Source organism: Streptomyces sp. NPDC002209, assembly GCF_042890265.1.
Classification (GTDB): Bacteria; Actinomycetota; Actinomycetes; order Streptomycetales; family Streptomycetaceae; genus Streptomyces.
The window spans coordinates 695,578-721,631 of record NZ_JBIARX010000001.1; the positions used below are offsets into that span (position 1 = coordinate 695,578).

24 protein-coding genes are annotated in these 26,054 nt (G+C 72.1%); 13 read left to right on the forward strand and 11 right to left on the reverse strand.

All coding sequences use genetic code 11. From position 1 onward, the window contains the following. Position 1: 1 nt before the first annotated feature. Positions 2 to 421 carry a gamma-glutamylcyclotransferase family protein gene (locus ACFYXK_RS03255; protein WP_389409582.1) on the reverse strand — a complete coding sequence of 140 codons (420 nt, stop codon included), beginning with the start codon at positions 419 to 421 and terminating at the stop codon, positions 2 to 4. Further along, complete coding sequence (gene cutA / locus ACFYXK_RS03260) at positions 418 to 768, reverse strand: divalent-cation tolerance protein CutA (protein ID WP_389409841.1); 351 nt, start codon at positions 766 to 768, stop codon at positions 418 to 420. The genes ACFYXK_RS03255 and cutA overlap by 4 nt, the downstream gene beginning before the upstream one ends. Positions 769 to 911: 143 nt before the next feature. Here cutA and ACFYXK_RS03265 point away from each other — a divergent pair, with 143 nt between their 5' ends. The 4 genes from ACFYXK_RS03265 (at position 912) to ACFYXK_RS03280 (ending at position 4,437) form a co-directional block, all read left to right on the forward strand. Further along, positions 912 to 1,688: a hypothetical protein gene (locus ACFYXK_RS03265; protein WP_389409583.1), complete on the forward strand. Its 777-nt coding sequence runs from the start codon at positions 912 to 914 to the stop codon at positions 1,686 to 1,688. Continuing rightward, positions 1,685 to 2,959 (forward strand): ATP-binding protein, encoded by a 1,275-nt coding sequence (locus ACFYXK_RS03270; protein ID WP_389409584.1) that lies wholly within the window; start codon positions 1,685 to 1,687, stop codon positions 2,957 to 2,959. Before ACFYXK_RS03265 ends, ACFYXK_RS03270 begins: the two co-directional genes overlap by 4 nt. 175 nt (positions 2,960 to 3,134) lie before the next feature. Next, positions 3,135 to 3,677 carry a hypothetical protein gene (locus tag ACFYXK_RS03275; RefSeq protein WP_389409585.1) on the forward strand — a complete coding sequence of 181 codons (543 nt, stop codon included), beginning with the start codon at positions 3,135 to 3,137 and terminating at the stop codon, positions 3,675 to 3,677. A gap of 139 nt (positions 3,678 to 3,816) precedes the next feature. Then, on the forward strand, positions 3,817 to 4,437 hold the full coding sequence (locus tag ACFYXK_RS03280) for a class F sortase (protein ID WP_389409586.1): 621 nt from the start codon (positions 3,817 to 3,819) through the stop codon (positions 4,435 to 4,437). A gap of 31 nt (positions 4,438 to 4,468) precedes the next feature. Here ACFYXK_RS03280 and ACFYXK_RS03285 read toward each other — a convergent pair whose 3' ends face one another. Both ACFYXK_RS03285 and ACFYXK_RS03290 read right to left on the reverse strand, forming a co-directional pair. Then, complete coding sequence (locus ACFYXK_RS03285; protein ID WP_389409587.1) at positions 4,469 to 5,245, reverse strand: sulfite exporter TauE/SafE family protein; 777 nt, start codon at positions 5,243 to 5,245, stop codon at positions 4,469 to 4,471. Between the two features lie 395 nt (positions 5,246 to 5,640). Beyond that, positions 5,641 to 6,936, reverse strand: a complete 1,296-nt coding sequence (locus tag ACFYXK_RS03290; RefSeq protein WP_389409588.1) for a ferric reductase-like transmembrane domain-containing protein — start codon at positions 6,934 to 6,936, stop codon at positions 5,641 to 5,643. 168 nt (positions 6,937 to 7,104) lie between these two features. On the opposite strand from ACFYXK_RS03290, the gene ACFYXK_RS03295 reads away from it, so the two are divergent. The 3 genes from ACFYXK_RS03295 to nirD are packed head-to-tail and all read left to right on the forward strand — an operon-like array spanning position 7,105 to position 11,320. Next, on the forward strand, positions 7,105 to 8,424 hold the full coding sequence (locus tag ACFYXK_RS03295; protein WP_389409589.1) for an NAD(P)/FAD-dependent oxidoreductase: 1,320 nt from the start codon (positions 7,105 to 7,107) through the stop codon (positions 8,422 to 8,424). Positions 8,425 to 8,426: 2 nt separating this feature from the next. Further along, entirely contained in the window at positions 8,427 to 10,979 is a 2,553-nt protein-coding gene (nirB, locus tag ACFYXK_RS03300) for a nitrite reductase large subunit NirB (RefSeq protein ID WP_389409590.1), read from the forward strand. Beyond that, complete coding sequence (gene nirD, locus ACFYXK_RS03305; RefSeq protein WP_389409591.1) at positions 10,976 to 11,320, forward strand: nitrite reductase small subunit NirD; 345 nt, start codon at positions 10,976 to 10,978, stop codon at positions 11,318 to 11,320. The genes nirB and nirD overlap by 4 nt, the downstream gene beginning before the upstream one ends. 37 nt (positions 11,321 to 11,357) lie before the next feature. Here nirD and ACFYXK_RS03310 read toward each other — a convergent pair whose 3' ends face one another. Together ACFYXK_RS03310 and ACFYXK_RS03315 are read right to left on the reverse strand one after the other, a co-directional pair. Next, complete coding sequence (locus ACFYXK_RS03310; protein WP_389409592.1) at positions 11,358 to 11,762, reverse strand: VOC family protein; 405 nt, start codon at positions 11,760 to 11,762, stop codon at positions 11,358 to 11,360. A gap of 131 nt (positions 11,763 to 11,893) precedes the next feature. Further along, entirely contained in the window at positions 11,894 to 12,358 is a 465-nt protein-coding gene (locus ACFYXK_RS03315; protein WP_389409593.1) for a group III truncated hemoglobin, read from the reverse strand. Between the two features lie 218 nt (positions 12,359 to 12,576). Between ACFYXK_RS03315 and ACFYXK_RS03320 the strand changes: the two genes are divergently transcribed. Then, positions 12,577 to 13,737 (forward strand): alkaline phosphatase PhoX, encoded by a 1,161-nt coding sequence (locus ACFYXK_RS03320; protein WP_389409594.1) that lies wholly within the window; start codon positions 12,577 to 12,579, stop codon positions 13,735 to 13,737. Positions 13,738 to 13,814: 77 nt separating this feature from the next. On the opposite strand, the gene ACFYXK_RS03325 is transcribed toward ACFYXK_RS03320, so the two are convergent. From ACFYXK_RS03325 to dusB, 3 genes are all read right to left on the reverse strand, one after another. Next, the gene (locus tag ACFYXK_RS03325) at positions 13,815 to 14,867 is read right to left on the reverse strand and encodes a helix-turn-helix domain-containing protein (protein WP_389409595.1); all 1,053 of its coding nucleotides are present in this window, start codon (positions 14,865 to 14,867) and stop codon (positions 13,815 to 13,817) included. Positions 14,868 to 15,257: 390 nt separating this feature from the next. Next, positions 15,258 to 17,966 carry a pyruvate, phosphate dikinase gene (gene ppdK, locus ACFYXK_RS03330; protein WP_389409596.1) on the reverse strand — a complete coding sequence of 903 codons (2,709 nt, stop codon included), beginning with the start codon at positions 17,964 to 17,966 and terminating at the stop codon, positions 15,258 to 15,260. Between the two features lie 376 nt (positions 17,967 to 18,342). After that, positions 18,343 to 19,485: a tRNA dihydrouridine synthase DusB gene (gene dusB / locus ACFYXK_RS03335; protein WP_389409597.1), complete on the reverse strand. Its 1,143-nt coding sequence runs from the start codon at positions 19,483 to 19,485 to the stop codon at positions 18,343 to 18,345. A gap of 64 nt (positions 19,486 to 19,549) precedes the next feature. Between dusB and ACFYXK_RS03340 the strand changes: the two genes are divergently transcribed. After that, positions 19,550 to 21,004, forward strand: coding sequence for an MFS transporter (locus ACFYXK_RS03340; RefSeq protein WP_389409598.1), 1,455 nt, complete (start codon positions 19,550 to 19,552; stop codon positions 21,002 to 21,004). Between the two features lie 24 nt (positions 21,005 to 21,028). Here the strand turns inward: ACFYXK_RS03340 and ACFYXK_RS03345 are convergent, their stop codons facing one another. Further along, complete coding sequence (locus tag ACFYXK_RS03345; protein WP_389409599.1) at positions 21,029 to 21,484, reverse strand: MarR family winged helix-turn-helix transcriptional regulator; 456 nt, start codon at positions 21,482 to 21,484, stop codon at positions 21,029 to 21,031. 91 nt (positions 21,485 to 21,575) lie between these two features. Here ACFYXK_RS03345 and ACFYXK_RS03350 point away from each other — a divergent pair, with 91 nt between their 5' ends. The 4 genes from ACFYXK_RS03350 (at position 21,576) to ACFYXK_RS03365 (ending at position 24,488) form a co-directional block, all read left to right on the forward strand. After that, a complete protein-coding gene (locus ACFYXK_RS03350) occupies positions 21,576 to 21,920 on the forward strand; it encodes a DoxX family protein (protein WP_389409600.1) in 345 nt (114 codons plus the stop codon). A 57-nt stretch (positions 21,921 to 21,977) separates the two neighbouring features. Beyond that, positions 21,978 to 23,006, forward strand: coding sequence for an aldo/keto reductase (locus ACFYXK_RS03355; protein WP_389409601.1), 1,029 nt, complete (start codon positions 21,978 to 21,980; stop codon positions 23,004 to 23,006). Between the two features lie 21 nt (positions 23,007 to 23,027). Then, the gene (locus ACFYXK_RS03360) at positions 23,028 to 23,621 is read left to right on the forward strand and encodes a TetR family transcriptional regulator (protein WP_389409602.1); all 594 of its coding nucleotides are present in this window, start codon (positions 23,028 to 23,030) and stop codon (positions 23,619 to 23,621) included. Positions 23,622 to 23,840: 219 nt separating this feature from the next. After that, complete coding sequence (locus ACFYXK_RS03365) at positions 23,841 to 24,488, forward strand: VC0807 family protein (RefSeq protein WP_389409603.1); 648 nt, start codon at positions 23,841 to 23,843, stop codon at positions 24,486 to 24,488. A gap of 101 nt (positions 24,489 to 24,589) precedes the next feature. Here the strand turns inward: ACFYXK_RS03365 and ACFYXK_RS03370 are convergent, their stop codons facing one another. Then, entirely contained in the window at positions 24,590 to 25,972 is a 1,383-nt protein-coding gene (locus ACFYXK_RS03370; RefSeq protein WP_389409604.1) for a glycine--tRNA ligase, read from the reverse strand. Positions 25,973 to 26,054: the final 82 nt, after the last annotated feature.

The window sequence follows — 26,054 nt, forward strand, 5'->3', positions numbered from 1 at the left end:
CTCAGCGCCGTGCGAACCAGTCGCCGCCCGGTATCTCGGTGCCGGACTCGCGCAGCCGGCGGGCCAGCAGCGGGGCCGCCAGGTAGACCCAGGCGGCGGTCCGCGTGCCGTCCGGGCGGACCGCGTCCCGGCGGACCCGGTCGTACACGTTCAGCGGCCGGTCGGGGCCGTGGTACTCCTCCAGCCGGTCCAGTTCGGCCAGCAGCCTCCCGTACGCGCCGGGCGCCGGGGTGATCAGCTCGCCGACGATCTCCGATCCCGGGTGCTGGACGGCGTACGGGTAGCCGGGACCGTCGTAGAGGAGTGCGTCCGGGAGCCGCGCGGGCTCCTCGGCGGCGGTGCGGCCCCGCAGGAACAGGTCGTGGTTGACCTCCCCGGGGCGCAGGGTCCCGTAGACGAAGAAGGGGAGCTCGGCGGTCATCCGGCCGCCACCTCCTGCGCGACCCACGCCAGGTAGTCCGCGCCGCCGCGCACCACCGGGGTGGCGATGATCTCCGGCGTGCCGTACGGGTGCCCGGCGGCCAGCCGCGCCTCCAGGGCCGGGTAGGCGGCCGAGGTGGTCTTGAACAGCACCTGCCACTCCTGCGAGGTCTCCAGCGCGTCCTTCCAGTGGTAGACGGACGTCACCGGCCCGGATATCTGCGCGCAGGCGGCCAGCCGCGCCTCCACCGCGGCGCGGGCGAGCGCCGCGGCCGCCTCCGCCGAGTCGACCGTGGTCAGCACGGTGAGCACCCCGAGCGCCGGATGCACCGGATCCGCCGGGTCCAGTGGCGGCTGCGGCGGCGATGGCCGATCGGCTGATGTCACGGGAGCCCTCCCTCGGTTACGGCGGACAGCACGCGGTCCGGGACTTTGGTCCCGAGTCTGCCTGCGCCCTCCCACCGTACGCACCGCTGTTACACAACCTCCCGGTGGCCGTGACCGTCGCCGTCTACCGTCGGTTCGTCCTCCCCCAGACCCCTTTGGCCCGGCCCCTCATGAAGCGACCCGCCCGACAGCTCACCGCCGTCCTCCTGTGCGCCTGTACCTGCGCACTCGCCGTCGGCGGCTGCGCCGCGCCCGGAGGGCTCGGCGCCGGTGAGCCCGCGCCGCCCGTGTCGGCGCAGCCGCAGCCCGAGTCGCTGTGGCCGCTGTGGACCGACGGCACCGCCCCGGCGGCGCCCGGCAAGCCGGTCGGCACCCGGGAGCCCCCGCCGCAGCCGCTGAAGGACGCGCCGGAGGTGGGGCCCGGCGGGCTGCCGTCGGTGGACGTGAAGGACGTCGTACGAGCCGACCGGCAGATGAAGCCGTTCGCCGCGAAGGGGTGGATCGACGCACCCGGCATGGTCGGGATCCGCCCGCCCCTGTACCGCGACCTCACGGGCGACGGGAAGCCCGAGCTGATCGTGGCCGCCGACGCGCAGACGGGGCGCACCGCGCTGACCGTGTACACCGCGGAAGGCACCCGGATCGTCCCCGTCCTCTTCACCGTCGGCCGGCGGATGGCCGCCGAGGCCATCGGCGGCGACCTGTTGCTGCGCACCGCCGCCGACGACGGTTCCGAGCAGGCCGTGCGCTACCACTGGGACGGCGAGCGGATGCGGGTCGTCAGCGACGAGCGGCGGTACAACAAGTCCTTGGGTGACTGCAACAGCGGGCAGGGCCCGCAGCCGAAGCGCACCGACAGGTTCGGGCAGGTGTGTGAGTGAAGCCGCGCCGGATCCGCTGCCGCCACCTGTTGCGGGCCCTCGGCCTGCGCTGGAAGATCTCCGCCCTGCTCGCGGCCGGCTGCTCGCTCGTCGCGGTGACCATCGGCGTGCTGATCCACGATGCGCGGGCCCGCCAGGTCGGCGAGGCGGCGCGGGAGAGCGCCGTCGCGCAGCTGATCCGCGTGCGCCAGGTGTACGAGCTCACCGGGCGGCTGGACGACGACAAGGTCGGCGAGGCCGATGCGTGGATCGACTGCCCCGGTCTGCCGGAGCCGCTGCGCCGGGCGGCCCTCGCGGGGCAGCGCACCACCTACCTCGACCTGGCCGGGTCCGATCCGGCGGTGTGGGCCGCGCGCCCGGTCGGCGGCGACCACGTGCTGTCCGTACGCCGGTCGTTGGCCGGTGAGCAGGCCGAACTGGCCGACCTGGAGAAGCAGCTGATGGCTTCCGGGGCCGGGGTCGTGACGCTCGCGGCGATCGGCGGGGCGCTGCTGGCGAGCCGGCTGAGCAAGGACCTGCGGACGGCGGCCGAGACGGCCCGCCGGATCAGCGAGGGCGAACTGGACGCGCGGATCGGGGGATCGGGCGTGCCGGGGTCCCGCAACGAGGTCGCCGAGCTGTCCTCGGCGGTCGACACGATGGCCGCCAGTCTGCAGCAGCGGCTGGAGGCGGAGCAGCGGTTCACGGCCGATGTGGCGCACGAGCTGCGGACACCGCTGACGGGGCTGCACACCGCGGCCGAGCTGCTGCCGGCGGGGCGGCCCACGGAGCTGGTCCGGGACCGGGTGGCGGCGCTGCGGACGCTGACCGAGGACCTGCTGGAGGTCGCGCGGCTGGACGCGCGCCGGGAGGAGGCTCAGCTGGGGGTGCATGCGCTGGGGCCGCTGGTCGCGACGATCACGCGGCGGGCGGGGGTGGCGGCGGAGGTGGTCGGGGCGGACTGCCCGGCCCCGGTCCGTACGGATGTCCGCCGCCTGGAGCGGATCCTGGCGAACCTGCTGGTCAACGCCCGTCGCCACGGCGGTGACCCGGTCACGGTCGAGGTCTGCGGGAACACGGTGACGGTACGGGACTGCGGTCCGGGCTTCCCCGCGAAGCTGCTGCGGGAGGGACCGCAGCGGTTCCTGACGGGTGCGGCGGAACGGGGCCAGGGGACGGGGCTGGGCCTGACCATCGCCTTCGGCCAGGCGCAGGTGATCGGCGCCCGGGTGACCCTGTCCAACCCGGCCCCGGCGGGCGCGGCGGCGACGGTGACGCTTCCCGCGGGCTGAGGCCGGCCGGGGCCCGGCCTCACCCGGACGGGGTGGGTCACCTGAACGGCCCAAGCAAGGGGCCGTGACCTGCGGCAACGATCTCCCACCGAGCAGATCTGACGGAACATCAGCAGGCGGGCCGCGGCCCGGCCGGGTTTCCTCGGGAACACGACCCGCGTCTCCAGGAGTCCCCATGCGCCGCCGCACCGCCCACGTGCTCACCGCCACCGCGCTGACCGCCGCCGCGTTCACGGGCCCGGTCGCCGGCGCGGTGGCCGCCGAGGAACTCGGCACGGCCCGCTTCGCGCCCGGCGACTTCGCGAAGCTGGAGGTGTGGCCGAAAACCGCCGTTCCCGGGGCGAGCATCACCGTCAACACCACCGCGTGCGGCCCGGGCAGCCATGCCGACGGCGATGCCACCACGGTCGGCGGCGGCCGCTTCAAGCTGGTGCCCGGCACCCACAAAGAGGTGGTCATCGGGCAGTTCCAGGTCGCCCGCGACACCCGCCCGGGCACCTACAACATCGGCGCGACCTGCGCCGACGGCAAGTTCGCCTCCGGCGACCTGGTCGTCACCGAACGCGGCCCGCAGGGCCACGTCCGCAGCGGGGTGGGTGGCGGGACGACCACCACCGTCGACCCCACCAAGATCACGGCGGGAGCGGCCGTGCTGGCCGCGGCCGCCGTCGGCGGTACCTGGCTCCTGCGTCGCCGGGCGAGCGGCACGCGGAGCTGACGGGCGCCCACCGCGGCTGCGGCCGCGGTCCGACCGGTACCGTCCCCCGTCGCCCGCCCCGCGAGGTCCCCCCGTTCGCGGGGCCGGGCGACGGCCTGCCACACGGAACACGGACCCGGAACACAGCCAGGGGGCACCCATGGGCACAGGCCAGGCCGGCCGCGGCGGGCTCGTCGCGCTCACCGCCTGTGTCGGCATCTGGCTCGTCGGCAGCGGATCCGGCCAGTCCGTCGGGCCCCCGCTGCCCTCCCCCGCAGAGGCACTGAGCGGCCGGGCGAGCTACCCGGGCAGCATCGCCCCGCTCCCCGGATCACCGCCGACCCGGATCCGGATCCCGTCCATCCGGGTCGACGCCCCGCTGACCGGGCTGGGCCTGGGGCAGGACGGCAGCATCGAGGTGCCCCCGCCCGCCCGCCGCGACCTGGCGGGCTGGTATCGGGACGGCACCACCCCCGGCGCCGTCGGCACCGCCGTGGTCGTCGGGCACGTCGACCACGCCGCCGGCCCGGCGGTCTTCTACCACCTGGGCGCACTGCACCGCGGAGCCGCGATCGAGGTGCCGCGCGCGGACGGACGTACGGCCGTGTTCACCGTCCACGCGGTCGAGGTCTACGAGGCCGAGCACTTTCCGGACGACCGCGTGTACGGGCCCTCGCCGCGCGCCGAGCTCCGGGTGATCACCTGCGGCGGGGGCTTCTCGCCCCGGACCGGCTACCGGGGCAACGTGGTCGTCTTCGCCCACCTCACCGGCACGTACTAGCAGGGAGCGGTGGGCGCAGGGCCGGGAGCGGTCAGCCCCACTGCTCCAGACCGAGCTTGATCACCAGCGCGCCGACCACGGTCAGCAGCACACCACGCACGAACCCGCTCCCCTTCTTCAGCGCCATCCGGGCCCCGATCATGCCGCCGGCCAGGTTGAACACCGCCATCAGCGCGGCCAGCTGCCACAGCACCATGCCCTGGTACGCGAACATCGCGAGCGCCCCGGCGTTCGTGCAGCAGTTGACGATCTTGGCGGTGGCGGAGGCGGTGACCAGGTCGAGGTGGAGCAGCGCGGTGAGGGCGAGCACCAGGAAGGTGCCGGTGCCGGGCCCGATGAGCCCGTCGTAGAAACCGATGCCGAGGCCCGCGAGCCCGATGGCGAGCAGCACCCGCTGTCGGCTGACGGGTGCGGCCGAGGGGGCGGTGCCGAAGCCCGGCTTGAAGATCACGACGCCCGCGACGACCACGAGCACCCCCATGATCAGCGGGCGCAGGGCGTCCTTGCTGATCCCGCCGGCCAGCGCGGCACCGCCCATGGATCCGGCGAGCGCGGCCAGCCCGATCCGGACGGCGAGTTTCACGTCCACCGGGGCCTTGCGCACGTACGTCACCGCCGCGCCCGTGGTGCCCACGATGGCCACGGCCTTGTTGGTGCCGAGCACGGCGGCGGGGTGGGCGTTCGGCAGGCCGAGGAGCAGGGCGGGCAGGAGCAGCAGCCCGCCGCCGCCCACCACCGCGTCGATCCAGCCGGCCGCGGCGGCGGCCACGCACAGCACGATGATCATGGTCATTGATATGTCAGGCACGCCCACGACCCTATGGAGCCGATCGGTGCACGACCCATCAATCCCCGGAAACTTGCGCAAAGGTTGAGCTTTCCCGGGCCGGCACCCGGTCCGGAGCCACCGGAGCCGTCGGGTCCACCGTCGCCGTCAGCACGGTCGCGGCCAGCACACTGGCCAGCCCCAGCCCGGCCGCTAGGCGCCCCGCCGGAGGTACGCGGGCCAGCGCGGCCGCGCCCGCCCGCAGCGCGGAGCGCCGGCGGGGCCCCCGGTGCCGGGCGGCGGGTGCGGGGGCGGCGGGCCCGGGGGCGGCGGGCCCGGGGGCGGCGGGCCCGGGGGCGGCGGCCCCGACGGGTACGGACAGGGGAACGTGCAGCGGATGGCGCATGGCGCGGCGGCCTCTCGGAAGCAGGTCGGGGTCAGAAGCTGAAGCACTCGGAATGAACGCGTCCGGCCGGCACCCCGGCCCGCAGCAGCGCGCTCTGCGTCGCCTCGGCCATCCCCGGCGGCCCGCACAGGTACACGTCGTGCTCGGCCAGGTCCGGCACCAGCGCGAGCAGCGCCTGCGGGGCCAGCGGATCGTATGCGGCATCCGAGGACCCGAGCAGGTAGTGCAGCCCGGCCCGCCGCTCGGCGGCGATGGCCTCCAGCTCGGAGCGCAGTACGAGGTGCTCCTCGGCCCCGGCCCGGTAGAGCAGGGTGATCTCCCCGGGCCCGCCGGGCAGCGTCTCGAACAGGGCCCGCATCGGGGTGATGCCGACCCCGCCCGCGATCAGCAGCACCTTGGTCCGGGTCCGCCGCGCGGCGGTGAGCGCCCCGAACGGCCCGGTGGCGATGACCCTGGTCCCGGGGCGCAGCCGGCGGATCCGCCGCGAGTGCCCGCCGAGCGCCTTCACCGTGATCCGCAGGGCGTGGCCTCGGACCGGCGCGGACAGCGAGAACGGCAGGGCGGTGTGCCACAGCCGCCGCTGGAGGAACCGCCAGCGCAGGAACTGGCCCGGCTCCGCGCGCAGTTCCGCCAGGTGCTCCCCGTACACGACGACGGAAACCACCCCGGGCCCCTCCACCCGCACCTCGCCCACCCGCAGCGCATGCCGCAGGGCCTGCCGTACGGGGACCACGGCCCGGTACCAGAGCAGCAGGACGGCGACGGTGGCGTGGGCGAGGGCCCAGAACCAGCCGGCCAGGGCGAGATCGGGCCCGGCGAGCTGGTGGCCGAAGGCCAGGGAGGCGGCGAGATAGACGAGGAGGTGGACCCCGCGCCAGGTTTCGTGGCTGACCCGGCGGCGTACGGCCCGGGCGGAGCTCACCCCGACGGCGGCCAGCAGGGCCGTCCCGGCGAAGGCGGCGGCCACCGCGGGATAGCCGAACAGCTCCCGGACGGCGCGGACCACGTCGACGCCCTGGTGGACGGCGTATCCGCACAGGGCGAAGAGCGCGTGCCCGAAGCAGAGCAGCAGCACGTGCCGGCCGCCCCGCGCGTGCCAGCGGGCGAGCCGGTCGGCGCCGACGCCGTGCTCGACGGCGGGCACCCGGGCCATCAGGAAGAGCAGCACCAGCACCCCGTACCCGGCGAGCAGGCCCGTCAGGTGGGCGGCGGTCGCGAACAGCGCGTCGAGCCGGGCGGAGGGACGGACCTGGGCCGCCCACAGCAGCGCCACCACCCCCGCCCCGCCGAGCATCCCGCCCCTCACCCGCATCGCCGCATCTCGCATGCGGATCACGCTAAGGGCGGCCCGAGCGCCGCTGAGCTGCCCGAACCGATCCTTAAGCCGCCCTTGAGGGACGCCTCACCGACCCTTAACCCGGGCGCTGAGGTGCGCGTTCCGTCCGGGTAACAGAGGCGATGCGGCGGGGAAACAGCGGCCGCGCACGCTCTTGCCATGACATCGGAGCAGCAGCGTGTGGTGGTGATCGGCGGCGGCCTGGCGGGCCTGCGGCTCGCTGCGCGGCTGGGCGCGGGTACGGGTGCGGGAGCCGACCTCGGTGGCGGTGGCGGTGGCGGTGGCGGTGGCGGTACGGATGTGACGGTCCTCGGTGAGGAGTCGCACGTCCCGTACAACCGGGTCCTGCTGGCGGACGTGCTGGCGGGCCGTTACGCACCGGACGTGACCGCCCTCCCGGCCCCCGGTCCGGCGCTGCGGCGCGGTGTCCGGGCGGTCCGCATCGACCGCGCCGACCGGACGGTCCACTGCGACGACGGCAGCACGGAGCGGTACGACACGCTGGTCCTGGCCACGGGCTCCAATGCGGTCCTCCCGCCGCTGCGCGGGCTGTTCGAGCCGGAGGGCCGGGAACTGCCCGACGGGGTCCACGCGTTCCGCACCATGGACGACTGCCTGGCCCTGTCGGCCGCCGTGGCCGTACGGCAGGGCGTGCGCGCGGTGGTGATCGGCGGCGGCCTCCTCGGCGTCTCCGCGGCCCGCGCCCTGGCCGAACGCGGCGCCCAGGTGGTCCTGGCCCAGCAGGGCGAACGGCTGATGGAACGCCAGCTGGACGCGGACGCCTCGGCGCTGCTGCACACCCACCTCACCGCCCTCGGCATCGAGATCCACACGGACTGCCGGGTCCGCGGGCTGACGACGGCGCAGGACACCGGCCGGCGGCAGGTCACCGGGGTCGAGTTCGCCGACGGGTACCGGCTCGATGCCGATGTCGTCGTGCTCGCGTGCGGCGTGCGGCCCCGGACCGGGCTCGCGCTCGCCGCCGGGCTCGAGGTGCGCACCGGGGTCGTCGTGGACGACCGGCTGCGGACCGGCGACCCCCGCATCCACGCCATCGGCGACTGCGCCGAGCACGCCGGCCGGGTGTACGGCCTCGCGGGCCCCGCGCTGGAGCAGGCCGACGCCCTCGCCGCGCAGCTCACCGGCACCGCCGCTGCCACCACCCCCGCCCCCGGTTACACCGGAACCCGCGCTCTCACCCGCCTCACCCTCACCACCGCCGCAGGCACCGGAACCGGCACCGGCCCCCTCGATCTCGCCGCCTTCGGCGAGACCACCCCGCTCCCCGGCGACGACGTGGTCCGCCTCGCCGACGCCACCCGCCGGACCTATCGGAAGGTCGTCGTCCGCGGCGACCGCCTCGTGGGCGGCGTCCTGCTCGGCGAACTCTCCAGCGTGGGCGCCCTCGCCCGCAGCTGGGAGGACGAGGAGGACCTGACCGACCTGTTCCACCTGCTCACCGACGACGGAGGCTCCTGATCATGGCCGCAGCCACGCCCACGCCCACTCCCGCCATCGTGCTCATCGGCCACGGCATGGTCGGCCAGCGCTACCTCGAGGCACTCGCCGAGCGCGGGGCCACCGCCACGCACCGCATCACCGTGCTCTGCGAGGAGCCCCGGCCGGCCTACGACCGCGTGCACCTCACCTCGTACTTCTCCGGAAGCACCCCCGAGGACCTCTCCCTCACCCCCGCCGGATTCATGGAGCAGCACGGGATCGACCTGCACCTGGGCGACCCCGCCGAGAGCATCGACCGCGAGGCCCGTACCGTCACCTCCCGCTCCGGGCGGGTGTTCCCGTACGACGTGCTCGTCCTGGCGACCGGCAGCTACCCCTTCGTGCCGCCGGTCCCCGGCAAGGACGCCCCCGGCTGCTTCGTCTACCGCACCATCGAGGACCTCCTCGCGATCGAGGAGTACGCCAAGACCCGCACCAGTGGCGCGGTCGTCGGCGGCGGTCTCCTCGGGCTCGAAGCCGCCGGCGCCCTCCAGGGCCTCGGCCTCGCCACCCGCATCGTGGAGTTCGCCCCGCGCCTGATGCCCGTCCAGGTCGACGACGGCGGCGGCGCGGCCCTGCTGCGCACCATCGAGTCGATGGGGCTGACGGTCCACACCGGCGTCGGCACCCAGGAGGTCGTCACCGCAGAGGACGGCCACGTCAGCGGAATGCGGCTCTCCGACGGCTCCACCGTCGACACCGACCTCGTCGTCTTCTCCGCCGGGGTCCGCCCCCGCGACCAGCTCGCCCGCGACGCGGGCCTGACCGTCGGCGAGCGCGGCGGCATCGGCGTCGACGCCCGCTGCCGCACGTCCGACCCGCGCGTCTACGCCATCGGCGAGTGCGCGCTGGCCACCGACGGCCGCGTCTACGGACTGGTCGCCCCCGGCTACGAGATGGCCGAGACCGCCGCCGAGGACCTCCTGGGCCGCGACAAGGAGTTCACCGGAGCCGACCTCTCCACCAAGCTCAAGCTGCTCGGCGTCGACGTGGCCTCCTTCGGCGACGCCCACGGCGCCACGCAGGGCAGCCTCGACGTCGTCTACTCCGACTCCCGCTCCGGCGTCTACAAGAAGCTGGTCGTCTCCCCCGACGGGGTGCTGCTCGGCGGGGTCCTGGTCGGCGACGCCGACTCGTACGGCCTGCTGCGCCCGCTCACCGGCAGCGTCCCGCCCGTCAGCCCCGACCAGCTGGTCCTGCCCGCCGGCCTCGGCGCGCCCGTCGCGCTCGGCCCGTCGGCGCTGCCCGACTCCGCGGTGATCTGCTCCTGCCACAACGTCACCAAGAAGGCGATCACCGCCTGCGCCACGCTCCCCGAGGTCAAGCAGTGCACGAAGGCGGGCACCGGCTGCGGCAGCTGCCTCAAGGTGATCGGCCAGCTGCTGCCCGCGCCCGCCGACAAAGGGCTGTGCGACTGCTTCCCCTTCACCCGCGCCGAGCTCTACGAGATCGTCCGTACCCGTCGGCTGACCTCGTACGAGCAGCTCCTCGACGGCCACGGCCGGGAAGCGGCCCGCGGCGGCGACGGCTGCGAGGTCTGCAAGCCGACCGTCGGCTCGATCATCGCCTCGCTCGCCCCCACCCTCGGCGCGAGCGGCTACGTCCTCGACGGGGAGCAGGCCGCCCTGCAGGACACCAACGACCACTTCCTCGCGAACCTCCAGCGCAACGGCTCGTACTCGGTCGTCCCGCGCATCCCCGGCGGCGAGATCACCCCCGACAAGCTCATCGTGATCGGCGAGGTCGCCCGCGACTTCGGCCTCTACACGAAGATCACCGGCGGGCAGCGCATCGACCTCTTCGGCGCCAGCGTCGACCAGCTCCCGCGGATCTGGGCCCGGCTCGTCGAGGCCGGGTTCGAGTCCGGCCACGCGTACGGGAAGGCGCTGCGGACGGTGAAGTCCTGCGTGGGCCAGACCTGGTGCCGCTACGGGGTGCAGGACAGCGTGCGGATGGCCATCGACCTGGAGCTGCGCTACCGGGGCCTGCGCGCCCCGCACAAGCTCAAGTCGGCGGTGTCCGGCTGCGCGCGCGAGTGCGCGGAGGCGCAGAGCAAGGACTTCGGGGTGATCGCGACGGCGAACGGCTGGAACCTGTACGTCGGCGGGAACGGCGGGGCCACCCCGCGCCACGCGGACCTGCTGGCGCAGGACCTGTCCGACGCCGAACTGGTGCGGCTCATCGACCGGTTCCTGATGTTCTACATCCGCACGGCGGACCGGCTGGAACGCACCTCGACCTGGCTGGACCGGCTGGAGGGCGGCCTGGACCACCTGCGGGACGTGGTCGTGCACGACTCGCTCGGGCTGTGTGCGGAGCTGGAGTCGCTCATGGCCGACCACGTGTCGCACTACCGCGACGAATGGGCCGAGACGCTCCAGGACCCGGAGCGGCTGCGCCGGTTCGTGTCCTTCGTCAACGCGCCGGGCGCCCCCGACCCGACCGTGAAGTTCGTCCCCGAACGCGACCAGGTCAAGCCCGACCTGACCATTCTCAACATCCGGCCGCTGGAGGCCGTGGGAGGCACCCGATGACCGTGGAACTGCACGTGGCCGAAGGCTGGCTGACGGTGTGCGAGCTGTCCGACCTGACCCCCGGGCGGGGGGTGGCGGTCCTGCTGCCCGACGGGAGCCAGGCCGCGGTGTTCATCGGCCGCTCGGGCGGCATGTACGCCATCGACAACCAGGACCCGTTCACCGGGGCGGCCGTGCTCTCGCGGGGGCTGGTCGGCTGCATCGACGGCAAGCCGTTCGTGGCCTCGCCGCTGCTGAAGCAGCGCTTCGACCTCGCGTCGGGTCGCTGCCTGGACGACGAGGAGGCGGCGGTCCGGACCTATCCGGTGCGGACCGCCGTGACCTCCGGCGCGGTGGCGTAGCGAGGGAGCGGCGCAGGCCGGCGGGCGCGCCGGGGCGTCAGCCCTGGACGGCCGCCGGGTCCATCCAGACGTACTCCCAGACGTGGCCCTCCAGGTCCTCGAAGGCGCGTCCGTACATGAAGCCGAGGTCCTGGGCCGGGCGGGGCTCGGTGCCGCCCGCCGCGAGGGCGGCGTCGACCACCTCGTCGACCTTCTCCCGGCTGTCCGCGCTCAGGGCGAGCATGACCTCGGTGCTCTTGGTGGCGTCCGCCACCTCCTTGGTGGCGAAGTCCTTGAACCGGGCCTCGGTCATCAGCATCGCGAAGATCGTGTCGCTGATGACGAGGCAGCCGGTGTTCTCGTCGCTGAACCGGGGGTTGAAGGAGTAGCCGAGCTTGCCCCAGAACGCCTTGGCGGCATCGATGTCCTTGACCGGCAGGTTGACGAAGATCATGGTGGGCATCTCGGTTCCTCTTCTCTCGCGTGGTGTGCTTTCGAGAGATGGACCGGGGGCGCCGGGAAAACTCATCGCTCCTGCGGAAAATTCTCCGGAGATCTCCGCGGGGCCCACCGACCGGGATCCGTCATCGCAGGTCAGGCCGTGGACCGGAGCTCCAGCACGGCCAGCGGTACGAACCCGCGGGCGTCCTCCCCCCGCAGCAGCGCGGGATCCGGCCCGGCCAGCCGCCGGTGCAGGGCCAGCGCGATGCGCTCGCCGGTCGCCTTCGCCCGCTCCGCGGTCGGCCCCCGGTGCAGGCCGTCGACGGTGGCGTGCCACAGCTGCACCCAGCGCCCGAAGTCCTCGGCGGTCAGCGCGCGCGCCGCGTGCAGGGCGGCGTGCGGAGCGAAGGCGTCGCGCCGGTAGTCGGCCGTGCGGAACAGGGCCCGCTCCCAGAAGTCGGTGATCCGGGACAGGTGGACCTCGAGGTCCGTCCCGGCGACCTCGGTGAAGAACGGCCCGATGCGCCGGTCGGCGAAGGCGGCGGTGTAGAAGCGGCGCAGCACGACGGCGAGGTCGGCGCGGCCGGAGATGTCGTTGTCCGCGGCGAACTGGTTCATTGCTTCACCATCCTCGCCGAAGCGGAGTCCCCCCAGGGCGGAAAGTCCCGCGGTTCGTCACATCGTGCGGACCGAAACACCGTGCCGATCGCACGCGAACCGGTCGCCCCCGCGTCATGCCGCGTTGAGACTGCGGCAATGCGGCGCTCGTAGCGTCCTCTGCGCGTGCGACTCCGCGCCTGCCCGGATGCGGAGCCTCTCCTCCGACAGGAGTGACCGTGGAACGTCGTACCTTCCTGCGCGGCGCCGTGATCGGTTCCTCGGCCGCCGCCTTCGGCGGCACGCTGACGCACGGGGCCGCCTACGCGGCACCCGCCCAGCCCGGTGCCGGGCCCTACGGGGCCCTCGGCGCTGCGGACGCGAACGGCATCCGGCTGCCGGCGGGCTTCAGCAGCCGCGTGATCGCCCGGTCCGGCCAGAACGTCGGGCCCACGGGCTACAAGTGGCACAGCGCGCCCGACGGCGGCGCCTGTTTCCCGGACGGCACCGGCTGGATCTACGTCTCCAACTCCGAGATCAACCCGTCCGGCGGCGCGAGCGCGGTGAAGCTGGACTCCTCCGGGGCGGTCACCGGCGCCTACCGGATCCTCTCCGGCACCCGGCAGAACTGCGCGGGCGGCCGGACCCCGTGGAACACGTGGCTGTCCTGCGAGGAGGTGAGCCTGGGGCACGTCTACGAGACCGACCCTTACGGGGTGAACGCGGCCGTGCAGCGGCCGGCGCTGGGCCGGTTCAAACACGAGGCCGCGGCCGCCGACCCGGTGCGCCGGGCGATCTACCTGACCGAGGACGAGACGAACGGCTGCTTCTACCGGTTCCTGCCCACGACCTGGGGCGACCTGTCCTCCGGCACCCTCCAGGTGCTGGTGGCCGGCTCCGCCTCCTCCGGCTCCTTCACCTGGGCCGACGTGCCCGACCCGGACGGCTCGCCGACCACGACCCGCACCCAGGTCTCCGGCGCCAAGCACTTCAACGGCGGCGAGGGCTGCCACTACGCCGGCGACACCGTCTGGTTCACCACCAAGGGCGACAACCGGGTCTGGCAGGTCGACCTGGCGAACGGCACGTACGAGCTGGCCTACGACGACTCGCTCGTGCCCGGCGGCGCGGCCCCGCTGACGGGCGTGGACAACGTCACCGGCTCCTCCTATGGGGACCTGTACGTGGCCGAGGACGGCGGCAACATGGAGATCTGCGTGATCACCCCGGACGACGTGGTCGCCCCGTTCCTGCGGATCACCGGCCAGTCCTCCTCGGAGATCACCGGCCCGGCCTTCTCCCCCGACGGCACCCGGCTGTACTTCTCGAGCCAGCGCGGCACGACGGGCAGCTCCTCCGGCGGCATCACGTACGAGGTGACCGGGCCCTTCCGGGTGTGACGGCGGCGCTCGCCGGGGCCCGGACCGCGCTCCCCGGGGCCCCGGACCGCGATTCCCGGTCCGGGGCCCGTGGGCGGCTACGAGGCCACCGCGCCGCCCTTGAGGAGCGCGGCCCCCAGCGGGGTCACCGTGTGCAGGACGGCGTTGCCCCGGCGCAGGGTGGTGACCAGACCCGCCTCGCGCATCACGCAGGCGTGCTGGCTCGCGGAGGCCAGCGAGACCCCGGCCCGGCGGGCCAGCTCGCTGGTGGTGGCGCCGTCGCCGATGGCCCGCAGCACCACCGAGCGGGTGTGCCCGACGAGCTTGCCCAGCGTGCGCTGGCGCTGCTCCTCCAGGGGCCGAATCGATTCGCCGCCGGTGGGCGCCGAGGCAAGCTGCGCGGCGGCCGGGTAGACCAGCACCGGGGGCAGCTCCGGGTCGTGCAGGGTCACCGCCGTCTTCCGGCAGAAGAACGACGGCTGGAGCAGCAGCCCGCGCCCCCGCAGCCGTACGTCGCGGTCCACGGGGTAGTCGCACTCCAGGACCGGGGCCCGCCAGCGCAGCATCGGCGGCAGCGAGGCCAGCAGCTCGTCGGCGCCGCCGTCGAGCAGGGCCCGGCCGCGCGCGGCCCGCTCGGCCTCGATCTGGGCCTGGATGTGCGTCCAGTACGGTTCCACGGCCGCCCGGTGGTAGCCGCGCAGCTCGCCCAGCAGCCTCGGCAGGTGCTTGGTGCCGCCGTCCATGAAGTCCCGCAGCCGCCGCGGGACCGACGCGTCGGCGCCTCCGCTCACGGCCGAGGGCATGCCGAACGCGGCTCCCACGCCCGTGCCCGCGCCCAGCAGCGTCAGCTCGCGCCGCATCCGCTCGGGGCGGATCCCGCGCAGGGCGTCGAGTCCCACGTCCCACCCGTACTGCCCCTCCACAGGGGTCAGGAAATCGGGAAAATAACCGCGACTCGGTATGAGCGCACCAAGCAAACGTGTTTCACTATTCAACCTGCTCCGGGTTTCCGTACGCCATTCACCGAAGAGCCGGGCATCGCGCCGGTCTCTTAAGCGGTGAAAACTCAGAATCGTTTCCCACAACGCATCGGGACGCCCTGCCATCCGTACGCGTGCCAGGTCCACTCCAGTGAAATGGATACGCAGCACCGAACCCCCACCTGTGCAACCGCAATCCCCCCGCCCCATGAGTATGCACGCCGTCACACGACGTCACCACGCCCTTTCGGCCACAGTTGAAACCCCTTTCGGCGGGGGCGTGACAACCGAAATCCTGTACTCCGCCAGGCACACTCCGGTGCGACCGAAACGCTCCGTGAAGGCCGTGGGGGGCTTTGCGGGGCCTGGCGGTCGGTCGCACCGGGAAGCGCCGACGTGCCTGGCAGATTGACAGCAGGCGGTGGACGGGTGGGGATCCGTCCACCGCCTGCTGGCGTAAAGATTTGTTGAACAACAAAAAATGGGCGCGTCCGCCCTCGGGGGTCAGGGAACCCGGGGGCGGACGCGCAGTCGGCAGGCCCTGTCAGGGCCGTGGAGGGGTCAGCGGCTGTCGCTGCCCTTCGCCTCGGCGGCGGCACGGCCGGCCTCCAGGCGCGCCACCGGAATCCGGAAGGGCGAGCAGGAGACGTAGTCGAGGCCCACCTCGTGGAAGAAGTGGACGGACTCCGGGTCGCCGCCGTGCTCGCCGCAGACGCCGAGCTTGAGGTCGGGGCGGGTGGCCCGGCCGGCCTGGACCGCGCTGCGGACCAGCGAGCCGACGCCGTCCTTGTCGATGGTCTCGAACGGCGAGACCCCGAAGATGCCCTTCTCCAGGTACGCGGTGAAGAAGCTGGCCTCGACGTCGTCGCGGGAGAAGCCCCACACCGTCTGGGTCAGGTCGTTCGTACCGAAGGAGAAGAACTGCGCGGCCTCGGCGATCTGCCCGGCCGTGAGGGCGGCGCGGGGCAGCTCGATCATCGTGCCGATGGTCAGCTTGAGGCTGGTGCCGGTCGCGGCCTCGACCTCGGCGATGACCGCGTCGGCCTCCTCGCGGACGATCTCCAGCTCCTGGACGGTGCCCACGAGCGGGACCATGATCTCGGCGCGCGGGTCGCCCTTGGCGTTCTTGCGCTCGGCGGCGGCCTCGGCGATCGCCCGGACCTGCATGGCGAACAGACCGGGGATGACCAGGCCGAGACGGACACCGCGCAGACCCAGCATCGGGTTCTGCTCGTGCAGCTTGTGCACGGCCTGGAGCAGGCGCAGGTCGTTCTCGTTGGCGTCCTTGCGGGCCTCGGCGAGGGCGACGCGCACCGACAGCTCGGTGATGTCGGGCAGGAACTCGTGGAGCGGCGGGTCCAGGAGGCGGACGGTGACGGGCAGTCCGTCCATCGCCTCGAACAGCTCGACGAAGTCCTTCTTCTGCAGCGGCAGGAGGGCACTCAGTGCCTCCTCGCGCTCCTTGTCGGTGTCCGCGAGGATCAGGTGCTCGACCAGCTCGCGGCGCTCGCCGAGGAACATGTGCTCGGTGCGGCACAGGCCGATGCCCTGGGCGCCGAAGCGGCGGGCGCGCAGCGCGTCCTCGGCGTTGTCGGCGTTGGCGCGCACCCGCAGGCGCCGGACGCGGTCCGCGTACGCCATGATCCGGTGCACGGCGGCGACCAGCTCGTCGGCGTCGTCGGCGCCGGCGTGCATGCGGCCCTCGAAGTACTCGACGACCGGGGACGGTACGACGGGTACCTCACCGAGGTAGACCTTGCCGGTGGAGCCGTCGATGGAGACGACGTCGCCCTCTTCGACGACCGTCCCGCCGACCGTCATGCGGCGGCGCTTGGTGTCGACCTCGAGGTCCTCGGCGCCGCAGACGCAGGTCTTGCCCATGCCGCGGGCGACGACGGCGGCGTGCGAGGTCTTGCCGCCGCGCGAGGTCAGGATGCCCTCGGAGGCGATCATGCCGTCCAGGTCGTCGGGGTTGGTCTCGCGGCGGATCAGGATGACCTTCTCGCCGGAGCGGGACCACTTGACGGCCGTGTAGGAGTCGAAGACGGCCTTGCCGACGGCCGCGCCCGGGGAGGCGGCGATGCCGCGGCCCAGCAGCGTGGTCGTGGCGCCCTCGTCGAAGCGCGGGAACATCAGCTGCGCCAGCTGGGCGCCGTTGACGCGCTGGAGGGCCTCGGCCTCGTCGATCAGGCCCTGGTCGACGAGCTGGGTGGCGATGCGGAAGGCGGCACCGGCGGTGCGCTTGCCGACGCGGGTCTGGAGCATCCACAGCTGGCCGCGCTCGATGGTGAACTCGATGTCGCAGAGATCCTTGTAGTGGGTCTCCAGCGTCGTCATGATCGTCATGAGCTGGTCGTACGAGGCCTTGTCGATCGCCTCGAGGTCCGCCAGCGGGACGGTGTTGCGGATGCCCGCGACGACGTCCTCGCCCTGGGCGTTCTGCAGGTAGTCGCCGTAGACGCCGGCGTGGCCGCTGGCGGGGTCGCGGGTGAAGGCGACGCCGGTGCCGGAGTCGGGGCCGAGGTTGCCGAAGACCATGGAGCAGATGTTGACCGCGGTGCCCAGGTCGCTCGGGATGCGCTCCTGGCGGCGGTAGAGCTTGGCGCGGTCGGTGTTCCACGAGTTGAAGACGGCCTCGACGGCGAGGTCGAGCTGCTCGCGGGCGTCCTGCGGGAACTCGCGGCCGGCCTGCTTGGCGACGATCTTCTTGAAGCGGGTGACCAGCTTCTTCAGGTCGGCGGCGTCGAGGTCGGTGTCGACGGCGACCTTCTTGGCGGCCTTGGCCTCGTCGAGGGCTTCCTCGAAGAGCTCGCCCTCGACGCCGAGGACGGTCTTGCCGAACATCTGGATGAGGCGGCGGTACGAGTCCCAGGCGAAGCGCTCGTTGCCGGCCTGGGCGGCGAGGCCGACGACCGACTCGTCGGAGAGGCCGATGTTGAGGACCGTGTCCATCATGCCGGGCATGGAGAACTTGGCACCGGAGCGCACGGAGACCAGCAGCGGGTCGTCCGACTGGCCGAGCTTCTTGCCCATCTTCGCCTCGAGGGCGGCCAGGTGGGCGCTGACCTCGTCGCGCAGCGCGGCCGGGGCCTCACCGCTGGCGAGGTAGACCTTGCAGGCCTCGGTGGTGATGGTGAAGCCGGGAGGGACCGGCAGACCCAGGTTGGTCATCTCGGCGAGGTTGGCCCCCTTGCCGCCGAGAAGGTCCTTGAGGTCGCGGTTTCCCTCGGTGAAGTCGTAGACGAACTTCTGATCTTTGTTTTCCGACACGGGTCTCGACTCCTCGAGGACTCGGTGGCTGCCCTGACGGCCAGGAACATACCCAGATCGAAGGCTTCTGGGTACGTCCACTTGGTCGTCATACGGCTGTAACCACTCGTGCGCCAGCAGATCGAAAGTAACCGATCAGTAGCCAGAACCTACGAAGAGCGTTCACCTCCCGAAGGATCAAGGGCCTCCTGAGGCTTGTTTGCGCTCGGATGAGCGATCATCGATACATTTGCGTTCAAGTCTTGAACGCACAAAGGGTGGCACCCAGTGCCACCCTTTGGAAGTCTTACCCGTGATTTTCGCGCTCATGTGAGCGCAACCCCACCCATGCGTGGTGTATGTCACGCCGCCGGCGGCATAATTTGTCAGCTGTTTCTCAGCCTCCGGACGTGTCCAGTTCGGCGTCCTCGCTCACCCCGGCACAGTCGTACGGATCCTTCAGCCAGCCGTCGGGCAGGACAACCCGGTTGTTTCCGGACGTCCGGCCGCGCGGGCCGTCCGCACTGTCGGGCCACGGCTGGTCCAGGTCGAGCTCGCTCAGATGAGCATCCAGCTCGGCCAGCGACGAGGTCACCGCCAGCTTCTTCCGCATCTCGGAACCCACCGAGAAGCCCTTGAGGTACCAGGCCACGTGCTTACGGAAGTCGATCACCCCGCGCGCCTCGTCGCCGATCCACTGCCCCAGCAGCTCGGCATGCCGGTGCATGGTGGCCGCGACCTCGCGCAGCGTGGGCTTGTGGAAGTCTTCGGGACGCCCCTCGAAGGCCGCCACCAGGTCGTTGAACAGCCAGGGGCGGCCCAGGCAGCCGCGCCCGACGACCACGCCGTCGCAGCCGGTCTCGCGGACCATGCGCAGCGCGTCCTCGGCGCACCAGATGTCGCCGTTGCCGAGCACGGGGATCTCCGGCACGTGCTCCTTGAGCCGCGCGATGGCGTCCCAGTCGGCGGTGCCGCCGTAGTGCTGGGCGGTGGTGCGCCCGTGCAGGGCGATGGCGGTGACGCCCTCCTCGACGGCGATCCGGCCGGCGTCCAGGTAGGTGAGGTGGTCGTCGTTGATGCCCTTGCGCATCTTCATCGTGACCGGCAGGTCGCCGGCGCCCGCGACGGCCTCGCGCAGGATCGCGCGCAGCAGGTTCCGCTTGTACGGGAGCGCGGAGCCGCCGCCCTTGCGGGTCACCTTGGGGACCGGGCAGCCGAAGTTCAGGTCGATGTGGTCGGCCCGGTCCTCCTCGACGATCATGCGGACCGCCTTGCCGACCGTCGCCGGGTCGACTCCGTACAGCTGGATCGAACGAGGCTTCTCGGTCTCGTCGAAGTGGATCAGCTGCATGGTCTTCTCGTTGCGCTCGACCAGGGCGCGGGTCGTGATCATCTCGCTCACGAACAGCCCCTTGCCGCCGCTGAACTCGCGGCAGAGGGTGCGGAACGGGGCATTGGTGATGCCGGCCATGGGGGCGAGCACCACGGGGGGCTGCACGGTGTGCGGGCCGATCGCGAGCGGCGGGGGGAGCGTGGTCATCCCCCCATTGTCGCCCAGCCGAACCGGAGCACGCATCTCTTTAGTTAGGCGTACTATCGGAAGCATGCCCGAGCCGAGCCGCCGCCGCAGGATGCTGATCCTGGCGATCTGCTGCATGAGCCTGCTCATCGTCAGCCTCGACGTGACCGTCCTGAACGTCGCCCTGCCCTCGATGCGCCGTGAGCTGGGCGCCTCGGTCTCCGGCATGCAGTGGACGATCGACGCGTACACGCTGGTCCTGGCCTCGCTGCTGATGCTGGCGGGCTCCACCGCGGACCGGATCGGGCGCCGCAGGGTCTTCACCGCGGGACTCGTCGTCTTCACGGCGGGTTCGCTGCTCTGCTCGCTGGCGCCGACCCTGGAATGGCTGATCGCCTTCCGGATGGTCCAGGCCGTGGGCGGCTCGATGCTCAACCCGGTCGCCATGTCGATCATCACCAACACCTTCACCGAACCGCGCGAGCGGGCCCGCGCCATCGGCGCCTGGGGCGCGGTGGTGGGCATATCCATGGCCGTGGGCCCGCTGATCGGCGGCCTGCTGGTGGAGTCCGTCGGCTGGCGCTCCATCTTCTGGATCAACCTCCCGGTCGGGCTGCTGGCCCTGGCACTGACCCTGCGGTTCGTCCCGGAGTCGCGGGCCGCGCGCCCGCGTCGCCCGGACCCGGTGGGCCAGCTGCTGGTCATGGCCCTGCTCGGCTCCGTGACGTACGGGATCATCGAGGCGCCGAGCGCGGGCTGGGACTCCCCGGTCATCCTCGGCTGCGCGGCCCTGGCCGTGGCCTCGCTCACGGGCCTGCTGGTCTACGAGCCGCGGCGGACGGAGCCGCTGATCGATCCGCGGTTCTTCCGCAGCGCCCCCTTCAGCGGCGCGACGGTGATCGCGATCGGTGCCTTCGCCGCGCTGTCCGGGTTCCTGTTCCTGAACACCCTGTACCTGCAGGAGGTACGGGGGCTCAGCGCGCTCGACGCGGGGCTCTACATGCTGCCGATGGCTCTGATGACCTTCCTGTGCGCGCCGCTGTCGGGCCGGCTGGTCGGCAACCGGGGGCCGCGGCCATCGCTGCTGATCGCGGGGACGGCCATGGCGGCGAGCGGGGTGCTGTTCGCCGCGTTCTCGGCGGAGACCTCGACGTCGCTGCTCTTCACCGCGTACGTGCTGTTCGGGCTCGGGTTCGGCATGGTGAACGCGCCCATCACCAACACGGCCGTCTCCGGGATGCCCCGGTCCCAGGCGGGGGTGGCGGCCGCGGTCGCCTCCACCAGCAGGCAGACCGGCGGCACGCTGGGCGTGGCCGTGATCGGCGCGGTCCTGGCTGCCGGGACGGCGGCCGGCGCCGATTTCGTCGAGGCGACGCGGCCGGCCTGGTGGATCATCACGGGCTGCGGACTGCTCGTACTCGTGGTGGGCGCCGCGACCAGTGGCCGGTGGGCCATGGGGACGGCGGCGCGGACCGCCCGCCGGCTGGAGCAGACGGCCACGGCCTCCTCGCAGGCGGCCGGGGCCCCGCCGCGCGGCTGACGGCCGGGCGGGCCGCCCACGCGGCTACTCGCCGCAGTTGAAGTCGTCGGCGTTCGAGTCGATCCGGGCCAACAGGCTGCGCAGTGCGTCCTGGTCCTGCTGCGAGAGCGCGGCGAACAGGGAGAGTTCGACCTCGTCGAGGGCGGCGTTCGTCTTGGCGAGGGCGGCCGATCCCGCCTCGGTGATGGCCACGTTGTGGCGGCGGCGGTCGGCCGGATCCCGGCGCCGCAGGGCGAGGCCCTCGCCCTCCAGGTCGTTGAGGATGCCGACCAGCACGCTCGGGTCCACCTCGAGCCCCTCGGCGAGTGCCCGCTGGCTGATGGGGCCTTCTTCCAGGCGCATCAGCGTCATCGCGTGCCGCGGGGGGAGCCCGGCCGCGCTGAGCGCCTTCTTCATGCGGGTCTCGGTGATCGAGCCGTGCCAGGCCAGCAGCAGGCCGAGCCGCTGCGGCGGGTGCGGAGACTCCTGAGCTGCCGTCATATCAGACATCGTAACAATCCGGGAATGGTTGCTCAGATTAGATCGTTGATGCTATTCAATGATTTCACACCCCCGATCGTTGGAGTCCATCATGTTCATCGCGTACGCCGTCGTCGCCGGCCTGCTCGCCCTCGTCCTGGCCGCGTCCGCCACGCTCACGCTCCGGCGCAACGACGCGATCGTGGCGAGCATGCAGAAGGTCCAGGTCCCCGACAGCTGGCTGCCCCGGCTGGCCACCCTGAAGGCGGCCGGCGCAATGGGCCTGGTCGCAGGCCTGTGGGTGACCCCGCTCGGCGTGGCCGCCGCCGTCGGCGTGACCCTCTACTTCATCGGCGCGGTCATCAGCCACCTGCGCGTGAAGGACTCCGAACTGGCGCCGGCGGCCGTCCTCGCCCTGGTCGCGGCGGCGGCGCTCGCCCTGCGGATGGCGGCATAGCCACCCTGACGGGTGACAGATATTGAAATCTGTCACCCGTCATGCCATGGTTGTTCCATGACCAAGAACGAGAACACCCGCACCCTCGGCTCGACCGGCCCCTCCGTCTTCCCCCTGGGGCTGGGCTGCATGGGCATGTCCGCCCTGTACGGGGAGGCCGACCGCACGGAGTCGCTCGCGACCATCCACGCCTACCTGGACGCCGTCCCCGAGGGCGGCGGTGCGCTGCTCGACACCGGCGACTTCTACGGCATGGGGCACAACGAGATGCTCATCGGCGAGGCCCTTCGCACCGCGCCCGCCGCGGCCCGCGAACAAGCCCTGATCAGCGTGAAGTTCGGCGCCCTGCGCACGGTCGAGGGCGGTTTCACCGGATACGACGGCCGCCCCGAGGCCGTCAGGAACTTCCTGGCCTACTCGCTCCAGCGCCTCGGCCGGGACCACATCGACATCTACCGGATCGCCCGTGTCGACCCGGCCGTCCCGATCGAGGAGACCGTCGGCGCCATCGCCGAGGCCGTCGAAGCCGGGCACGTGCGGCACATCGGCCTCTCCGAGGTCGGCGCGGACACGCTGCGCAGAGCCGCGGCCGTGGCCCCGATCGCGGACCTCCAGATCGAGTACTCGCTCATCTCCCGCGGGATCGAGGAGGAGATCCTGCCGACCGCCCGCGAGCTGGGCATCGGGGTCACGGCGTACGGGGTGCTGAGCCGCGGTCTGATCAGCGGGCACTTCAGCCGCGACCGGGAGCTGGCGCCGGGCGACTTCCGCGGGATGAGCCCGCGCTTCCAGGGCGACAACCTGCAGCGCAACCTCGACCTGGTCGAGGCCCTGCGCAAGGTCGCGGAGGGCAAGGGGGTCAGCGTCGCCCAGACCGCCATCGCCTGGGTGCTCTCGCGCGGCGAGGACATCGTGCCGCTGGTGGGCGCCCGCCGCCGGGACCGGCTGTCCGAGGCACTGGGTGCCATGGACCTGGAGCTGACCCCTGCGGACCTGGCGGCCATCGAGGAGGCGGTCCCTGCGGGAGCCGCGGCCGGCGAGCGGTACCCGGCGGCGCAGATGGCCCACCTCGACAGCGAGCACTGAGCGGGCGGTACGGTCGTACTCATGCCCCCCGCTGCTGCCGAGCCCCTGACACCCGAGCGCATCCTCGAGACCACCGAGGAGGTGCTGCGCCGCTACGGCCCCACCAAGGCGACCGTCGTGGATGTGGCCCGCGCCCTGGGCGTCAGCCACGGCAGCGTGTACCGGCACTTCCCGTCGAAGGCGGCGCTGCGCGAGGCGGTCACGGACCGCTGGCTCGCCAAGAACGTCGTCCGCCTGGAGGAGATCGCCTCCGACCCGGGCGCGGCCGCGCCCTCCAAGCTGGAGGCCTGGCTCGAGGCACTCTTCGAGGCCAAGCGGCACAAGGCGGGTGACGACCCCGAGCTGTTCGCGACGTACACGGTGCTGCTCGCAGAGAACAGCGGTGTGGTGGACCACCACCTGAGCCAGCTGATCGACCAGCTGGACCGGATCATCTCCGAGGGCGTCGCGGCGGGCTCGCTCAGTGCGCCCGATGTGCCGGCCGCCGCCCGGGCGGTGTTCGACGCCACCGGCCGCTTCCACGATCCGCAGTACGCGGCCGACTGGCTCTCGCCCACGATCATCACGGAGTTCGAGGCCGTCACCGCCCTCGTGATCCGGGGCCTGCGCGCCTGACGGGGTCGGCAACGCCCACGACAACGTCCGGAATAAGCCACTCCGGACAGCTTGATGATCATTTTGGGCGCGTCTTCCTTGTCTGTACCCCGTCAATTCCATACGGTCCCCCTACCGCACTTCATCAGGCACGTTCCAGGGGGAACCTTGTCCGCTCAACCCACTCAGGCAGCACCGCCCGCAGCTCCGGCCCGTTCGGGCGGTGCCGCGGCGATCGGCTTGATCCTGACCATCGCACTCAACGTGGCCGCCCCGATCATCACCTACAACACGCTCGTCCACGACCACGGTTGGAGCGAGACCTCGGCCCTGCTGGCCAGTGGCGCCTGGCCGGTGCTCGAAAGCGCCATCATGGTGGCCTGGCGGCGCAAGCTCGACGAATTCGCCATCGTCACCCTGGTGTTCCTGGTGATCACAGCCATGGTCCCCCTCGTGGGCGCCCAGTCCGCCCAGGCCCTGCTGGTCAAGGACTCCGTCGTCACGGGCCTGTTCGGGCTCCTGTGCCTGGCCACGCTGCTCGCGCCGCGGCCGCTGATGTTCTACTTCGGCCGTAAGTTCGGCACGGACGGCACCCCGGCAGGCGTGGCGTACTACAACGACCTGTGGCGGTTCGAGGGCTTCCGCAACACCCAGCGCCGCATGACCCTGGTCTGGGGCGTGGTCTACCTCATCGAGGCGGCGGTCCGGATCGTCCTGTCGTTCGTCCTGGACACCTCCACCATGGTGGCCCTCAGCCCCTTCATGATCTACGGGACGCTCGGCGGCCTGGCCCTCTGGACGGCCCGCTTCGTCAAGCGCGCCAAGGCGGAGGGCGAGAAGCGGGCCGCAGCCGCCGCGGCCGCGCAGGCCGAGGGCTCCGCGGCCTGACCGGGCCCGCCCGCGTCACACGTGAAAAGACCGGTGGCCCGGTGCGCGATCCGCGCACCGGGCCACCGGTCGTTCAAGCGAAACAAGCAGCCAGGCGGGACCTAGCAGCCGAGCAGGCGGCTGCCGAGGTAGCTCTGGATCTGGTCCAGGGAGACGCGCTCCTGCTTCATGGTGTCGCGCTCGCGCACGGTCACCGCGTTGTCGTCCAGGGTGTCGAAGTCGACGGTGACGCAGAACGGCGTACCGATCTCGTCCTGGCGGCGGTAGCGGCGGCCGATGGCGCCCGCGTCGTCGAACTCGATGTTCCAGTTCTTGCGCAGGTCGGCGGCGAGGCCCTTGGCCTTCGGCGACAGCTGCACGTTGCGGGACAGCGGCAGGACGGCGACCTTGATCGGGGCCAGGCGCGGGTCGAAGCGCATCACGGTGCGCTTCTCCATGACGCCCTTGGCGTTCGGGGCCTCGTCCTCGTTGAACGCGTCGAGCATGAAGGCGAGCATGGCGCGGTTGACGCCGGCCGCCGGCTCGATGACGTACGGGGTGTAGCGCTCACCGGCTTCCTGGTCGAAGTACGTGAGGTCCTGGCCCGAGGCGGCGGAGTGGGCCTTGAGGTCGAAGTCGGTGCGGTTGGCCACACCCTCGAGCTCGGAGAACTCGTTGCCGCCGAAGTTGAAGCGGTACTCGATGTCGGCGGTGCGCTTCGAGTAGTGGGACAGCTTCTCCTTCGGGTGCTCGTACCAGCGGATGTTCTCCTCGCGGATGCCGAGGTCGCGGTACCAGTTCCACCGCTCGGCCATCCAGTACTCCTGCCACTGCTCGTCCTCGCCCGGCTTGACGAAGAACTCCATCTCCATCTGCTCGAACTCGCGCGTGCGGAAGATGAAGTTGCCCGGGGTGATCTCGTTGCGGAAGGACTTGCCCATCTGCGCGATGCCGAACGGGGGCTTCTTGCGCGAGGTGGTCTGCACCTGGGCGAAGTTGGTGAAGATGCCCTGGGCGGTCTCGGGGCGCAGGTACGCCTTCGAGCCGGTGTCCTGGGTCGGGCCGAGGTGGGTCTCCAGCATGCCGGAGAACTGCTTCGGCTCGGTGAACTGGCCCTTCACACCGCAGTTGGGGCAGTTGATGTCGGCGAGACCGTTGGCGGGCAGACGGCCGTGCTTGGCCTCGTACGCCTCTTCCAGGTGGTCGGCGCGGTGGCGCTTGTGGCAGGAGGTGCACTCGGTCAGCGGGTCCGAGAAGGTCGCGACGTGGCCGGAGGCCACCCAGACCTCGGGGGCCAGGATCACGGACGAGTCGATGCCGACGATGTCCTCACGTCCGGTGACCATCGCCTTCCACCACTGGCGCTTGATGTTCTCCTTGAGCTCGACACCGAGCGGGCCGTAGTCCCAGGCAGCCCTGGAGCCGCCGTAGATCTCACTGCACGGGAAAACGAAGCCACGGCGCTTGCTCAGGCTGACGATGGTTTCGATCTTGTCGGCGGCCACGGTGCTCTCTTCATTACGAGGACGAACGGCGAAGACTCAAGGTTACCGGCGCCCGCACCCCCCCTTTCAAATCGGGACCCCC